12 protein-coding genes are annotated in these 15,454 nt (G+C 38.3%); 6 read left to right on the forward strand and 6 right to left on the reverse strand.

The features are described from left to right. Nucleotides 1-341: 341 nt before the first annotated feature. Nucleotides 342-1,625, reverse strand: a complete 1,284-nt coding sequence (locus Q0E19_RS05920; protein ID WP_294408164.1) for an LCP family protein — start codon at nt 1,623-1,625, stop codon at nt 342-344. A gap of 256 nt (nt 1,626-1,881) precedes the next feature. Here Q0E19_RS05920 and Q0E19_RS05925 point away from each other — a divergent pair, with 256 nt between their 5' ends. The 4 genes from Q0E19_RS05925 (at nt 1,882) to gatB (ending at nt 7,975) form a co-directional block, all read left to right on the forward strand. Further along, nucleotides 1,882-3,159, forward strand: coding sequence for a diaminopimelate decarboxylase (locus Q0E19_RS05925; RefSeq protein ID WP_294408165.1), 1,278 nt, complete (start codon nt 1,882-1,884; stop codon nt 3,157-3,159). Nucleotides 3,160-3,338: 179 nt separating this feature from the next. Further along, nucleotides 3,339-3,617 (forward strand): Asp-tRNA(Asn)/Glu-tRNA(Gln) amidotransferase subunit GatC, encoded by a 279-nt coding sequence (gene gatC, locus Q0E19_RS05930; protein ID WP_294408166.1) that lies wholly within the window; start codon nt 3,339-3,341, stop codon nt 3,615-3,617. 20 nt (nt 3,618-3,637) lie between these two features. Next, nucleotides 3,638-5,089, forward strand: a complete 1,452-nt coding sequence (gene gatA, locus Q0E19_RS05935; RefSeq protein WP_294408167.1) for an Asp-tRNA(Asn)/Glu-tRNA(Gln) amidotransferase subunit GatA — start codon at nt 3,638-3,640, stop codon at nt 5,087-5,089. A 15-nt stretch (nt 5,090-5,104) separates the two neighbouring features. Continuing rightward, nucleotides 5,105-7,975 (forward strand): Asp-tRNA(Asn)/Glu-tRNA(Gln) amidotransferase subunit GatB, encoded by a 2,871-nt coding sequence (gene gatB / locus Q0E19_RS11920; RefSeq protein ID WP_365904696.1) that lies wholly within the window; start codon nt 5,105-5,107, stop codon nt 7,973-7,975. 54 nt (nt 7,976-8,029) lie between these two features. On the opposite strand, the gene Q0E19_RS05950 is transcribed toward gatB, so the two are convergent. Genes Q0E19_RS05950 through Q0E19_RS05970 form a run of 5 tightly spaced genes read right to left on the reverse strand, consistent with a single transcriptional unit; the run spans nt 8,030 to nt 13,847 of the window. Next, nucleotides 8,030-8,704: a uracil-DNA glycosylase gene (locus Q0E19_RS05950; protein ID WP_294408168.1), complete on the reverse strand. Its 675-nt coding sequence runs from the start codon at nt 8,702-8,704 to the stop codon at nt 8,030-8,032. After that, the gene (locus tag Q0E19_RS05955; protein ID WP_294408169.1) at nt 8,704-8,922 is read right to left on the reverse strand and encodes a hypothetical protein; all 219 of its coding nucleotides are present in this window, start codon (nt 8,920-8,922) and stop codon (nt 8,704-8,706) included. Before Q0E19_RS05955 ends, Q0E19_RS05950 begins: the two co-directional genes overlap by 1 nt. 20 nt (nt 8,923-8,942) lie before the next feature. Next, nucleotides 8,943-11,654, reverse strand: coding sequence for a transglutaminase domain-containing protein (locus tag Q0E19_RS05960; protein WP_294408170.1), 2,712 nt, complete (start codon nt 11,652-11,654; stop codon nt 8,943-8,945). 15 nt (nt 11,655-11,669) lie between these two features. After that, nucleotides 11,670-12,860, reverse strand: coding sequence for a DUF58 domain-containing protein (locus Q0E19_RS05965; RefSeq protein WP_294408171.1), 1,191 nt, complete (start codon nt 12,858-12,860; stop codon nt 11,670-11,672). 18 nt (nt 12,861-12,878) lie between these two features. Continuing rightward, the gene (locus Q0E19_RS05970; protein ID WP_294408172.1) at nt 12,879-13,847 is read right to left on the reverse strand and encodes a MoxR family ATPase; all 969 of its coding nucleotides are present in this window, start codon (nt 13,845-13,847) and stop codon (nt 12,879-12,881) included. A gap of 188 nt (nt 13,848-14,035) precedes the next feature. On the opposite strand from Q0E19_RS05970, the gene Q0E19_RS05975 reads away from it, so the two are divergent. Continuing rightward, nucleotides 14,036-14,986, forward strand: coding sequence for a stage III sporulation protein AA (locus tag Q0E19_RS05975; RefSeq protein WP_294408173.1), 951 nt, complete (start codon nt 14,036-14,038; stop codon nt 14,984-14,986). Then, nucleotides 14,962-15,453, forward strand: coding sequence for a stage III sporulation protein AB (locus Q0E19_RS05980; protein WP_294408174.1), 492 nt, complete (start codon nt 14,962-14,964; stop codon nt 15,451-15,453). Before Q0E19_RS05975 ends, Q0E19_RS05980 begins: the two co-directional genes overlap by 25 nt. Nucleotide 15,454 lies beyond the last annotated feature (1 nt).

Consider the following 15,454-nt stretch of genomic DNA (forward strand, 5'->3'; position numbering starts at 1 on the left):
ACTTTTTCACCGTAAGTGCAATTTAATGATTATATATAGGCAGAGGATAGCGCACAAAAAACTCGTTATCCTACATCAAAGTCTTAACATTAATACTTATTTATTGTATCATAATCTAAGAAAAAAATCAATAGTTAAAGCTTCATTTTTAGAAAAAAAGGGATTTTTTTTGTATCTTTGTGCTTACATATTACAATTATGTTACAAATCATTCGTATGTATGTTCGTTTTTAAGTAATATCGCAGTTTCTGGTATTGGATTTTTTTTATGAGTACAAATATCTTCTCTTATGTATATACAAAAAAAAGCAGGAATACATTGTGCATTCCCGCTGTGATGTTTAATACTGATCGTATATATTTTCGCCAAGATATCTTATGTTTGCATTGAAGTCAATTCCGAGAACAGCCATTCCTCTGATAGTAAGATTCCACCATGTGTTGTCAGCAGGAACTCTGCACTGTACTCTGTCATATCCGAGATATGTTGGTGAGTCAAGTATCATAGAGAACAATTCGTCTTTCTGAAGATTTGTTGTGAGGTTAGGAAGGATCTCATCAAGCAGATCTCCAAGTTCAGTTATGCTGAGATCACTTGTATTTTCAATGATCTTTTCAAGTACTGTTCTCTGTCTTTCAGTTCTGCCGAAGTCAGTGCCAACGTATCTTATTCTTGAATATGCCAATGCCTGAGCGCCGTTAAGCTTATAATCTCCGCCTGATGACAGCTTGTATTTGTCACCGTTCTTTACTTTATTAAGGTACATATTGAGATATTCGACTTCATCATCATTTACATGGATATCAACGCCGCCTACAAGGTCAACGACTTTTGTGAATGAGCTGAAGTTTACCTGAACGTACTTGTCGATCGGTATTTTGAAGTTTGACTCAATAGTGTCTATCAGCAGATCAGGTCCGCCGTATGCATAAGCGTGATTAAGTCTTGTATATTCAACGCCCGGAATGCTTACATATGTATCTCTCAAGAAAGAGGTCATGATGATCTTTTTAGTCGAATCATTGATCGAAACAAGTATCATGCTGTCCGATCTTCCACGGCTGTTCACATCTCTTGCGTCTGTTCCGATAAGAAGAATATTAGTTACGTTTTCATCATTAAAGTCGTAGTTATAAACTTCTTCGGTAGTTGATACTGTTGTGTTTTCAGTAACATTTGAACTCTTGCTGCTGTCTGACTTCTTTGAGCTGTCAGATTTGCTTTCTGTGTTTTTCTTGATCTGCTCTTCAAGTGAATCAATATCCTCCTGCGGAGAGTCAGGTTCAGAAGTAATATCATCGTCAGGCTCTATCGAAGATAAAATCTCGTAACTGCTGTTATCATCAACGATATTGACCTTGTTGATATAGTGATAAATAACACCGACTCCTATGCCGACCACAGCACCGGCAAGAACCAAGATAATAAGTAAAACTATCAGCAGAACTCTTAGCTTGCTGCTCTTTTTCTTAGGCTTTTTTTTGCTTTTGCTGCTTTTATCCGAACTTTTTTCGTCCTCTTTAAGCTTTCCGTCAGGATCGTTGATATCATAAAGCATTCTGCTTTCAGAATCAGATTCATCTATCAGAGCAGCTTTACTGTTTTGCTTTTTCTCATCTGACATAATTAGCCTCCTTTAACTTTCAAAACTTTTGCATATTTCTTATTATAACGTATAACCTTCGATAAATCAAGGATTTGTAAATAAATTTGTGCTATTTATTTGTTATTTTAGTTGTATCTTTAATGCAATATGTCAAAATATACAATATTAGTAGGATAAATTCAAAAAAAACGGAATACTCTTGACTATTTATACGAAAAATGTTACAATAAACTATATATTAAAAGTATAAATTTAAGTCAAAGGAAGATTTAAAATGAAAAAACCATTTATTACAAAGGAACAGGCGGAGGAAATCATTGCAAAGTATCCAACGCCTTTTCATATTTATGATGAAAAGGGAATAAGAGAAAATGCAAGAAATCTTAATAAGGCTTTTAGTTGGAATAAAGGCTATAAAGAGTATTTTGCAGTAAAGGCTACGCCTAATCCATATATACTGAAAATTTTACAGGAAGAAGGCTGCGGAGTTGACTGCTCATCTCTTACTGAACTTATGATGAGCGAATGCTGCGGTTTTAAGGGCAGCGATATAATGTTTTCATCAAACGTTACACCAAAGGCTGACTTCCTTAAGGCAAGAGAACTTGGCGCATATATAAATCTTGACGATTTTACTCATATCGAATATCTTGATGAACTTTGCGGTATTCCTGAAACTATCTGCTGCCGTTACAATCCGGGCGGACATTTTTCTATTGAAAATCAGATAATGGACAATCCCGGTGAGGCAAAGTACGGCTTTACCCACGATCAGATAATCGAAGGCTTTAAGATCCTTAAAGAAAAGGGTGCAAAGCATTTCGGAATCCATGCTTTTCTTGCATCAAATACAGTTTCAAATGCATATTATCCTAAGCTTGCAAGAATTCTTTTTGAGCTTGCTGTTGAACTTAAAGAAAAAACAGGCGCTGACATCAAGTTCATCAATCTTTCTGGCGGTGTAGGAATTGCCTATGAACCTGACAAGCCTCAGAATGACATTTTTGAGATCGGTGAAGGTGTGCACAAGGCATTTGATGAGATACTCGTTCCTGCAGGTCTTGGTGATGTTGCTATCTTTACAGAGCTTGGCAGATATATGCTCGCTCCGTATGGTCACCTTATTACTACCTGCACTCATCATAAGCATACATATAAAGAGTATGTTGGCGTTGACGCTTGTGCCTGCAACCTTATGCGTCCTGCTATGTATGGTGCATATCATCATATAACCGTACTTGGAAAGGAAAATGCTCCTTGTGACCACAAGTACGATGTAACAGGTGGACTTTGCGAAAATAATGATAAATTTGCAGTTGACAGAATGCTACCTGAGATAGATACAGGTGATATCCTTTGCATTCACGATACAGGCGCTCATGGTTTCTCAATGGGTTATAACTATAATGGTAAGCTCCGTTCAGCTGAGATACTGCTCAAGGAGGACGGAACAACACAGCTTATCAGACGTGCTGAAACACCTGCTGATTACTTTGCAACATTTGATTTTTCACACATACTTGATAAGTATTCAAAGGATAATAATGATTAAGTAAAGATGCTTAGATCCACAGATACGCTGCTGTATCTGTGGATTTCTATTATTTTATTTAATAAAATCTGAATTTGAGTAAAAAATGCTTGCAATCATGGCGAAAGTGTTGTATAATATTATATTGAGTTGGTATGTAATTTCGTACCGCAGCTTACAAAGAAAGGTAAGGGGTTCTTATGGATACAAATTTGGTTAAATATCTTGCCGAGCTTGGTAAATTGGAATTTTCTGATGAAGAGCTTGAAAAGGTTTCCGGTGAAATGACCGGCATTATCGATCTTATGGATACCATTAAAGAAATTGACGTTACTTATGATGATACTAAGGATAATCATAATGTTTATCTGAATGACATCAGAAAAGATGAAGTTGCAGCGTCAATGCCGACCGAAAAGGTTCTTCAGAATGCAGTAAATCAGAATAACTGCTTTGTAGTACCAAAGGTAGTAGAATAATATATAGAAGGGTAGTGTTAATGTTGGATATTTCTTCAATGAATCTTCGTGAGATGCGTAAAGCTCTCGACGAAAGATCCGTTTCATCGCAGGAGCTTACTAAAGAATATCTTGATAATATAAAGAAATATGACGATAAGCTTGAATGTTATATCACAGTTACCGAAGATATAGCTATGGCTCAGGCTGAAAAAGCTCAGGCTGTTATTGATAAGGGCGAGGCTAAAGCGCTTACAGGTATCCCTATGGCTATAAAGGATAATATCTGTACTGAGGGAGTAAGAACAACTTGTTCATCAAAGATACTTGAAAACTTTATTCCTCCTTATAATGCAACAGCTATGGAAAAGCTTGATTCTCAGAATATTGTTATGCTCGGAAAAACTTCACTTGACGAGTTTGCAATGGGCGGTTCTACACAGACTTCCGCTTTTAAGAAAACTAAGAATCCTTATAATACAAACTGCGTTCCTGGTGGTTCTTCAGGCGGATCTGCTGCAGCAGTAGCCGCAGGACTTGCTCCGGCAGCACTTGGTACAGATACAGGCGGATCTATCAGACAGCCTTCTGCTTTCTGCGGCGTAACAGGTATCAAGCCAACATACAGCCGTGTTTCACGTTACGGTCTTGTTGCATTTGCATCATCACTTGACCAGATCGGACCTATCGCAAAGAACTCTGCTGACTGTGCAGTGATACTCAATCAGATCTGCGGATTTGATCCACATGACGGTACAAGCTCTAAAAATGCTGTTCCTGATTTTTCTGCTAAGATCGGTCAGTCACTTAAAGGTATGAAGATCGCTCTGCCTAAGGAATTTTATGCAGACGGTATTGAAGATGAGGTAAGAAATGCAGTTCTTAAGGCTGCGGATGAATATAAAGCAATGGGTACAGAGCTTGTTGAATGCTCGATGCCTTCACTTAAATATGCTGTTCCTTGCTATTATCTTCTTGCCTGTGCAGAGGCTGCGTCAAACCTTTCAAGATATGATGGTATCAAGTATGGTCACAGAACTGCAAAGGCTGACAGCTATGAAGAGCTTATTATAAAGTCACGTTCAGAAGGCTTTGGCGAAGAGGTCAAGAGAAGAATCCTTCTCGGTAACTACTGTCTTTCAAGCGGATATTATGACGCTTATTACAGAAAGGCTCTGGGACTCAGACAGCTTATCAGAAAAGAATATGATGATATTTTTGATAAGTGTGATGTTATCCTTACACCTACCACACCTGCTGTTGCATACAGCCCTGAAAAGACAGCTGACCCAGTACAGATGTATCAGGCTGATATTTGCACTGTAACAGTTAATATCGCAGGACTTCCTGCTGTATCTACTCCATGCGGATACAATGCAGAGGGTATGCCTATCGGACTTTCAATAATCGGTAAGAAATTTGACGAGCAGACAGTTCTTCAGGTTTCAGACGCATATGAACAGGGCTTTATACCTGTTGCACCAAAGCTTTAAAAGGAGGAAAAGACAATGGAAAAATGGAAAACCGTCATAGGTCTTGAAATCCACGCTGAGCTTCTTACGAAAACAAAGATTTTCTGCACCTGTTCGGCTGAATTCGGAGGCGAACAGAATACAAGATGCTGCCCTGTATGTACAGGTATGCCGGGTACTCTCCCTATCTTAAATCAGACAGCAGTCGAGTATGCAGTAAAAGCAGGTTATGCTCTTAACTGTGAAATAAATAAGTTCTCTGTATTCGACAGAAAGAACTACTTCTATCCTGACCTTCCAAAGGCATATCAGATATCTCAGCTTTACAGACCTATCGTTGGTCCTGGATATGTGCCTATTGAAGTAAATGGTGTAAAGAAGAATATAAGAATTAACCATATACATCTTGAAGAGGACGCAGGTAAGCTTGTCCATGACGATTTCAATGGAATTTCAATGGCTGACTATAACCGCTGCGGCATTCCACTTATCGAGATAGTAACTGAACCTGATATTTCTTCTGCTGAAGAGGCAATGGCTTTTGTTGAGCAGATATCGCTCCTTCTCCAGTATGCAGGCGTTTGCGACTGTAAAATGGAACAGGGTTCACTCAGATGTGACGTAAATATTTCTCTTATGCGTCCTGACGCTAAGGAGTTCGGTACTCGTGCCGAGATCAAGAACATCAACTCTATAAAGTCAGTTGGACGTGCTATCAAGTATGAAGAGAAAAGACAGGCTCTTCTCTTAGAGGCTGGCAAAAAGGTCGTTCAGGAAACAAGAAGATATAATGCCAACAGAGATAAGACTACATCAATGCGTTCTAAAGAAAACGCAAATGACTATCGTTATTTCCCAGAGCCTGATATTCTTCAGGTAAACCTCACAGATGAGCAGCTTGAAGAGATCAGAGCTAAGCTCCCTGAACTTCCAAATCAGAGAATCAAAAAGTATATCGAGCAGTATGGGCTTTCAGAAGTTGATGCAAATATCCTTATTCAGTCAAAGGTTATTTCCGACTTCTTTGAAAGCGCAGTAAAAGCTTATAATAATCCAAAGAGCGTTGCCGCTTTCGTACTTGGCGAATTTATGAGAAGAATCAACCTTGGTGAGATAGATGTAAACAACATCAGTTTCACAGCAGAGGATTTTGCACAGCTTGTTGAAATGGCAGATACGGAAAAGGTATCTAAGAATGACGCTAAGACAATTTTCAGAGAAATGGTTGAAAACGGCGGCAAGCCAATGGATATCGCCAAGGCTAAGGGAATGATAATTACAGTTGATACCGCTAAGGTAGAGGCTGGCATCAATGATATCCTTTCTGCTAACTCAGCTCAGGTAGAGCAGTACAAAAATGGTGAAACAAAAGTATTCGGCTTTATTATGGGTCAGTGTACAAAGGCGCTCAAAGGCGTTGCAACACCTAAGATAATCAAGGAAATACTTGAAAATAAGCTTAAAGAACTCTCAGCCGGCTCTGCTGAAAAAACTGAGGAAGCTGAAACAGAAAACAATGTTATTGACGCTTCAAAGCTTACAAAGTATGAAAACAGCAATAAGTATGTTCCAAATTCAAACGGAAATATGCTTATGATCGGTATTGATGACCTTAAGAAAGAGTTCACTCTTGAAGATGCAGTTTCTAATATGGGCAAGACTGTTGAATTTACAGGCTGTGTTCATAAGATAAAGAAAATGGGCAGCATTTCATTTATTCTTGTAAGAACTTCAAGAAATGTATTCCAGACAGTATATTCTGCTGATAAGTGTTCAGATTCTATCGAAGGTCTGAGAGAAGGTTTCTTCGTTGATGTCAAGGGTACAGTAAACAAGAATGAAAGAGAATTTACTGGCGTTGAGATCGTTCTTGAATCTATCAAGCTTATTTCAACTCCTGCAGCTGAGATCCCGCTCAAAATATCACAGGGTAAACTCAACTGTACTATTGAAGTAAATCTCGATAACAGAGCTGTTTCTCTCAGAAACCCATATGAAAGAGCTATTTTCAAACTTCAGGAAGGTCTTGTGCAGGGTATGCACAAATTCATGAGAGAAAATGACTTTACGGAGATACATTCACCTAAGATAGTTGCACAGGGCGCTGAGGGCGGTGCAAATATTTTTGCACTTGACTATTTTGGCAAGCACGCATTCCTTAACCAGTCACCTCAGTTCTATAAGCAGACAGCAGTTGCATTCTTTAACAGAGTATATGAGATCGCACCTGTATACAGAGCTGAAAAGCACGCAACATCACGTCATATCAACGAATATATCGGTCTTGACTTTGAAATGGGTTATATCGACAGTATGTATGATGTAATGAAAATGGAAATAGCAATGCTTAAGTCTATGTTTGAGTACTGCAAGGAAAATTATCAGAATGAGATCAAAATTCTCGATGCTGATATTCCTGAAATAGGCGAAGTTCCGTCTATTAAGTTTGCAGATGCTATTGAACTTCTCAGAGGCGGAGAAGGTTCTGGTAAAAAGTTTGACCTTGACCCAGAAGATGAAGTTAATCTTGGTAAGTATGCTAAGGAAAAGTACAATTCTGACTTTATTTTCGTAACTCACTTCCCATCATCAAAACCTCCGTTCTATGCTATGAATTCAAGAGAAGATCCAAGAGAGGCATACAAGTTTGACCTTCTGTTCAGAGGTCTTGAGATCACATCAGGCGGTCAGAGAATACACGATTATGATGAACAGGTAGCTAAGATGAAGGCACAGGGACTTGACCCTGAAGATTTCAAGAACTACCTTGAAGCACATAAATACGGACTTCCACCTCATGGCGGACTCGGTATCGGTCTTGAAAGACTTCTTATGAAGCTTCTTAACAAGAACAATATCCGTGAAACATCTATGTTCCCAAGAGATATCAACAGACTTATTCCGTAATATACCAAAAGAAAAATCCTTTGCTGAAATTTATCAGCAAAGGATTTTTTATGTTTATTTGTTGCTTATCTGCCAGTTGATAGGCTCCATTCCGTTTGTTAAAAGAAAATGATTGACTGCCGAAAAGTGTCTGCATCCGAAAAATCCATTATAAGCAGAAAGGGGAGAAGGATGCGCTGCTTTAAATATACCATGAATAGGGTTGGTTATCAGCGGTTCTTTGGTCTTTGCATTTCCGCCCCAAAGTATAAAAGCTATCGGTTTATCACGCTCATTTAGCTTTCGTATGATCTCATCAGTCAATTGTTCCCAACCCTTACCTCTGTGTGAATTAGCCTGTCCTTCACGAACAGTAAGAACTGTGTTTAGCATAAGAACACCCTGTTTCGCCCAATCGGTAAGTTCTCCGTTATTAGGCGGAGCGATACCAAGGTCATTCTGCATTTCCTTAAAAATATTCTGCAGTGACGGAGGAGGCTTAACTCCCGCTTTTACAGAAAAGCAAAGACCATGCGCCTGACCAGGACCATGATATGGGTCCTGACCGATAATCACAGCTTTAACATTTTCATAAGGTGTGTATTTCAGAGAATTGAAAATATCATACATATTCGGATAAACATTATAATGAGAATATTCGTATTTCAGAAATTCTCTCAGTTTCAAATAGTAATCCTTCTTGAATTCATCTGCAAGTATATCATCCCAGCTGTTGCCAATGTGTACCATCAGAAAAGCACCGCCCCAACTACTATTCCCAGTATCATTACAGCAACGATAGCAAGGACTAAAATTCTGAGTATCATAGGCTTTGAACTATCCTCAGGAGCGGAAGCATATGCTTTGGCTCTTGGCTGTTCGGTTGGTGCAGCTGCCTGCATTTTTGCCTCCTGAGCTGCAATGTTTTTTGCAGGATTACCATATCTGTTTTTCTTTTTCTTTGCCATTTTAAACGATCCTTTCCTAATTAATATAAACAGTAAACGTATTTAGCTGATATCATATCGAACTGCGACAGATTTGTTTTTACAACTTCATCGGCTATAAATTTAAGTATCTTTTCAGCATTCTCAGCATCTTCTTCTGATACGCCAGCAGCACTCATCTGTGCCTTTACTGCAATGGAGCAAATTGTCTTTAATTGCTCGTCCAGCTCATTGATATGCTTTGTATGACATATCTCCAGCAGTACATCACAAAGCTGCATATCAGATAAATTCTTGTCTGACTTTACTCCAAGCAAAGCAAGATATTTTAGTGTGTATCTGAAAATTTCAATAACACGCTTGTTCAGATCAGCTTGCGTACATTTTTGCTCCATGATATGAAGCTTGTGTTTTCTGTTAGCCGCAATAACTCCCACCGCAAATGCAAGGCCAACTATTATAAGTAATATTGATTTTGCAGCCGCAGATGCTTGCTCATTCTCAGAGCTGTTTATGCTGCTGACAGCTCCGACCTTTTTTGTTGTAGCCGCTGTGCTTGATGAGTCATCAGAAGTATACGACGTACCTGTACCGTTGTTTCCGTTTGAGGAATTTTTTTCGCTAGTGTTATTGGACGGCGCAGGAGCAGTTGTCTGTGTACCGTCATTCTGACTGTCGGGTACGGAACTTGTATCAGTATTTATAACTGCTGTTGTTGTCACGGTAGTAGTCTGAGTTTGAATTTTTTTCTCATTTTCACTGAGGTTAGGATTATCGTCATCATATCCCGGAGTAAATTCTGCTGGGACCCAACCGACATTTTCAATAAACACTTCAGCCCATGCATGAGCACATTGGTCGGGGACAATGGTTGTATATCGTCCGCTTGAATCAGGTGATTCGTTCTGCTGTGACGGAAGTATCATATAGCCTTCAACATATCTTGACGGATACCCGAACATACGCATCAGCTCAACTCCCACTGTTGCAAAATATGTACAATATCCCTCTTTCTGAACAGTAAGGAAGTAGTCGATAAAATCTTCTCCCTTCGGTGTACTTCCAGGCTGGAGATTATATTTATAGCCTGCCTCATCGAAATAATACTTTATCACCTGATATATTTCGGAAAATGAATGACCATCAGCATTTCCGTCAAAATAATTATTCACAATATCATTGTAAACATTTTTCAATGATTCAATATCAGCAGTTCCCATGTACGTCTGTTTTACATAATTGCTGTACGCTTTCATTGCACTAGATGTTTTATCATCATATTCAAAAAACTGGCTGTTTGAATCCAAAAATTCTGCTTTCATCGGCCATTCTGATTGACCGCCTATAACGTCGGTTGTATAGTATTTTAACGTGTATTCTTTTTTGCTGCTTTTGATTTTTATGTACGAATCATTGAAATGGTACATCTCATCTCCATAAGCCTTACCTGCCTCGGAATATTCCGTAGCGTACGGAGCATACACAAATTTCGGAGATGCACTTCGTACAGTTACATCTATTGAGGCAATAGATGTCGCCTCACTTTTTACAGTATCAAGTACCTTGTAAGTGTAATCCTGCGGCCATATTCCAAGCTTATCGAATTTATCGGTAAAATCATCGGAGCTTTTGTCTGACGGATATGCTGTCCACGAATTGTTTTCATATTTTCCAGCAACATATCCCTTAAGATACATTGTGCTGTACAGCTTTGGTGTTTTGATTTTCAGCGCAGTAGAACCGTTAAAGCTTATTCCATTGCTTACACCAAGATTGCCGCCGTTTGTACCGCCTACTGTCGTTACGCCATATAATACCGAACCGCCGTCAAGATCTGAAAAGAAATCATCAAGATTTGAAACGTCGAAATTTGTCAGAGCGTTGTGCATATTGTATCTGAGGCTGTCAAATGATTCAGGTCGCTTGTACCCAAACAGCATTGAAACCAATATAATTATTATAAATACAACAGCTGTGATAAGGCTGACAAAAGTCATAAATACAGGGTAAAAAGCCGCCTTTGCATTGTGTGATGTAAAGAAAAAAGTTTTAGAACGTTCATGTACGGCAAATGTATTTTTTCGTCCCGCCTTATTAGTAGTATGGTTAATTATGTGCATTGCCAGAAGCGTTATCCAGCTGACAATAAGACCTACTACTGCAAGAGTGCCGCATTTCATTCCCTGATACATTCCGACCTCGAAAATCGGGAATGTAAAAATAAACATAAGAGGGAAGTCGATTCGATAAACGCAGGCAATAGTCAGTCCTAAAGCTATTACAAGAGTAAGAGCCATAAAGAAAAAGAACATACAGTCAGGCTCAGCTCTCATACCGTTTTCAATATTTGAATCCCATGAGCCCGGCGAAATATTTGCCAGCCGCATATAGTTGCTGACAGCTATAAAGAAACCATTTTTTACATATCTGCGTCCTATAAATAATATTCCGACATATATTCCCGTCATTATAAGTGAGCAGCATTTCAGTATTGAATATTTAGATTTAAAAAGGCTTACTGCAACTACTGAAACCATGCTATGAAACAATATGACCGTAGCTAAAACGTTTCCGCCTGTAAAACTGTCAGCCATAGACATAGTGCTTAACACACATACAAAAGCCAGCAATATCCGCAGTATCAGATAACTTTTTGTTGTATGTTCATGTTCACATTGTAGCAGTATATCGCCGTCTATACAAATACCGCTGCTGTTTACAAGACCAACGTCCTTGTTGTTTTTATTTCCCATTTTGTCACCTTTACATTAAAAACAAATATCTTCAAGCGATTGTGCGATCATATTTTCCTTTATAGGAACGATCTGTGCAAATTCATCATAGCCGTCATCGATATTTGTATCTGTTATAAGCATATATGAATACTTGAATGCAAGATCATTTTCTTTCATTATCATGGAAATATTCTCGTTATAATCGGTCGAAAAATACATAAGATGTCCGCATTTATATCTTTCAGTTTTATCTATATAACTTAAAAGCGGAAGATTTTTTTCTTTGCATATAGATGCTTTAAGGAGCATACTGACGAATAATCTGTGTGTGTCATCATCAACAATATTCATGCTGACAAGCTCTAAATGTTCGCTGTCATACCACATCACCTTATGGGGAGTGTTATTCTCCGATAAATAACATGATACAGCTACTGCCGATTCTATAATAGTATCGTACTTTTCAAAGCTCATTTTCTTGCTTTCAGGCATAAACAGATCTATCATCAATATTATTGAATTAGCTATCGGCAAAGAGTAGTCCTTTACCATAGTTTTGTCCTGCTTTGCAGAAAGCTTCCAATGTATCCTGTTTATCTTGTCACCGTCAACATATTCATGAATATCGAAAATCTCCGACGGATCGTCACCTTTTGAAGTTTTGGAGAACTCATCGGTTTCGAGTCCCATTTCAGAATAATTGTTTATAGGATTATCAATAGGGATATGATCCGGAACTATTGTAAAACTGCATTCACTGTGGATATCTTTATACTTTTTGTATTTAAGCTTGAATTTAAACAGCTTGAGCATATCCACCACTCTGCAACGTTTTATTCTCACAAAGATATTTCCGTAATGCATTGCCGAAATATGCATTGTAAGATACTGCGTTTCCTCAGGAAAAACAGGAGTGTTTACCTTTACGATATTTTTGTTTCCGTCAAGTGAATTTTTGTATTCAAGCTCTATTATGAGATTTGCAACAGGTAGCTTTGTTTCGTTAGTTACTTTAAGCACAAGCGGTATCTTTGAAGACTTACCTGCGCTGCTGTGAACTGTGACAAATTCGACCTTTATCCGCTTTGACATATATTTTCCGATTATAAAAAGTATTATCGGAATTGCGGACAGAAACACTAACAGATAAAATGAAAAATCAGGTTCATACAATATGTAGAAAAATACTGATACGATCACCAGTACCAAATAAATAATAAGCATTGGCAGATATATCCTCCGCTATTTATTGATCCTTGGGACCTGAACAGTTGATGTAATGTCTTTAAGTACCTGTTCATCAGAAATTCCGTTTATTTTTGCTTTTGAATTAAAAATAAGTCTGTGAAGCACAACGTCCTTGAAAGAGTAAATAACATCGTCAGGCACAACATAGTTTCTGCCCTTTAGCAATGCTGTTGCCTTTGTCATTCTGAGCAGGGCGATAGTTCCTCTTGGCGAAAGTCCTAGCTTAATGTACTGATGATTTCTTGTTGCCTCAGCAAGTCTTGCTATGTACTCAAAGATCTGATCTGCAACGTATATCTGCTCGACCTGACTTCTTGCGTGTATTATATCCTCAGCAGTTACAACAGGCTGTACACTATCTATCGGAACAAGATTTTGTTTTGATTTAAGCATTATGACTTCGCTTTCAAGATTAGGATAACCCATAGTAAGTCTTACGATAAATCTGTCCATCTGTGATTCAGGCAGCATTTGCGTACCGATCGAGCCAATAGGGTTCTGCGTGGCAATAACGATATATGGATCTGGAGCTTTATATGTCACTCCGTCAACAGTTACCTTTCCCTCTTCCATTATTTCCAGCAGCGCTGACTGAGTTTTTGAAGATGTTCTGTTTATCTCGTCCGCAAGAAAAAGATTTGTCAGAGCAGCACCCTGTTTGTATTCAAACTTCTGAGTCTGCTTATTAAGAATAGTAAATCCTGTTACGTCAGTCGGAAGAACGTCAGGTGTAAACTGAAGTCTTTTGTAATCAAGTGACAAAGCCTTTGACAAAGCAAGCGCAAGCGTTGTTTTTCCAACGCCTGGTATATCTTCGATAAGTACATGACCACCGGCAAGAATAGATAAAAGAACTTTTATAATAATATCGTCTTTACCTATTATTACTTTTTTGACTTCATTGAATACGTCCTGCGTCATATTCAACGCTTTGATCTGTTCCTGTGTTAAATTTGATTTCATAATAAGTTCTCCTTGTTTTGTTCATACATATACATAAATTATAACATATTTTGTACTGTAATTCAAGGTTTAAAGTCAGTATATTTGCACAATTTTACTTTCGCATATATGTATTAATTAACAAATCACAAGTAATAATCCTTCTAAGACAAGCATATTATTAGACATAACCACAAAGGAGAGATAATATGAACGGAAGTAAATTAGATTCAGCTGTAAAAATCCTGCCGCAGAGTTTGCGCTCAGCAATATCTCAGATCACACCTAGCAGCAAACAGCAGATAAACGAGATAAGGCTTCGCCTTTACAAGCCGTTGACAATTTCCACTTTTAGCGGAGAGTACGCTTTAAGCTCAGCAGGGGATCTTGTTGACACAATGTCCAAAGATGCGGTAATGGTATATGAATATGATATAGAAACAGTGATTACAAGGGTATTTAAAAACTCTCTGTACAGCTATAAAAACGAACTTACAGCGGGATATATGACTTATGATGGCGGCTGTCGTATCGGGTTTTGCGGAACGGCAGTGGTAAATACAGATAACAGGTGCAGCATTGAAAATATAAAAAATATATCGTCGGTAAATATAAGGATACCCCGTGAGATCGTAGGCTGTGCTGATGAAATTTACACTTCGATGTTTTCAGACGGACTTAAAGGGCTTCTCATCTGCGGCGCACCGGCAAGCGGAAAGACAACGCTGCTTAGAGATCTTACTCGTCTGATAGGGAATAGATATAAGGTTTCGCTTATTGACGAACGAGGTGAAATAGCTGCATCTGTAAAGGGCAAAGCACAAAACGATATAGGTGTTCTTACAGATGTATTTAATTCTTACAGCCGATACTATGGGATAATGACTGCTGTGCGTGTGATGTCGCCTAAAGCTATCGTTTGTGACGAAATAGGTTCGGACGATGATCTTATAGCTTTAAAATATGCAGTTAATTCAGGAGTTAAGATCATAGCCTCCTGTCATACAGACAGTGTTGACGATATAAAGAGCAAACCGATAATTTCAGAGTTGATCAAATACGATGTATTTGATTACTGCGTTTTTCTTGGCAGAAACGGTAAAGTCGAAAAAATAACAGATATGAGGAATAAAAAATGTTTAAGCTTGCAGGCTGTCTGATGCTCATAACTGCAGGTGCTTATGGCGGATTTGCAGCGTCAAATGACCTTAAAAACCGCTGTGAATACATAAGACAAGCACTAAAACTTACAGAAAGTATTGAGATATACCTTAACTCTGACTATTTAACAGCTGAGGAAATGATCGAAAAACTAAAGGGCGACAACTCTCTCAATCAGCTTGATTTGAAAAATTACTACTTTCATGATAATATTACGGCAGAATTAGCTGAACATATCAGACAGAATAAATCATGCGGCTGTTATGACGCAGCTCTAAAACTGGCAGACTTCTTTGAAGATTTCGGCAAGACAGATCTAAATGGTCAGAACTCAAAAACACAGGTATTAAAAAATGAGCTTACACAGCTTTATAAAGAAAATACAGATAAGTATGAAAAAAATCACAAACTGTATCAGGTGCTTGGCATATCTGTCGGAGTGTTGACGGCACTTGTGCTGATATAAC

Source organism: uncultured Ruminococcus sp., from assembly GCF_934476685.1.
GTDB lineage: Bacteria > Bacillota > Clostridia > Oscillospirales > Ruminococcaceae > Hominimerdicola.

Bases quoted from the DNA above. Each gene is read 5' to 3' on its own strand.
- Q0E19_RS05950 (WP_294408168.1), bottom strand. From the start codon at position 8,704: ATGGTACACATTGGCAACAGCTGGGATGATATACTTGCAGATGAATTC.
- gatA (WP_294408167.1), top strand. From the start codon at position 3,638: ATGTTGGATATTTCTTCAATGAATCTTCGTGAGATGCGTAAAGCTCTC.
- Q0E19_RS05920 (WP_294408164.1), bottom strand. From the start codon at position 1,625: ATGTCAGATGAGAAAAAGCAAAACAGTAAAGCTGCTCTGATAGATGAA.
- gatB (WP_365904696.1), top strand. From the start codon at position 5,105: ATGGAAAAATGGAAAACCGTCATAGGTCTTGAAATCCACGCTGAGCTT.
- Q0E19_RS05965 (WP_294408171.1), bottom strand. From the start codon at position 12,860: ATGCTTATTATTTATTTGGTACTGGTGATCGTATCAGTATTTTTCTAC.
- Q0E19_RS05955 (WP_294408169.1), bottom strand. From the start codon at position 8,922: ATGGCAAAGAAAAAGAAAAACAGATATGGTAATCCTGCAAAAAACATT.
- gatC (WP_294408166.1), top strand. From the start codon at position 3,339: ATGGATACAAATTTGGTTAAATATCTTGCCGAGCTTGGTAAATTGGAA.
- Q0E19_RS05975 (WP_294408173.1), top strand. From the start codon at position 14,036: ATGAACGGAAGTAAATTAGATTCAGCTGTAAAAATCCTGCCGCAGAGT.
- Q0E19_RS05925 (WP_294408165.1), top strand. From the start codon at position 1,882: ATGAAAAAACCATTTATTACAAAGGAACAGGCGGAGGAAATCATTGCA.
- Q0E19_RS05970 (WP_294408172.1), bottom strand. From the start codon at position 13,847: ATGAAATCAAATTTAACACAGGAACAGATCAAAGCGTTGAATATGACG.
- Q0E19_RS05980 (WP_294408174.1), top strand. From the start codon at position 14,962: ATGTTTAAGCTTGCAGGCTGTCTGATGCTCATAACTGCAGGTGCTTAT.
- Q0E19_RS05960 (WP_294408170.1), bottom strand. From the start codon at position 11,654: ATGGGAAATAAAAACAACAAGGACGTTGGTCTTGTAAACAGCAGCGGT.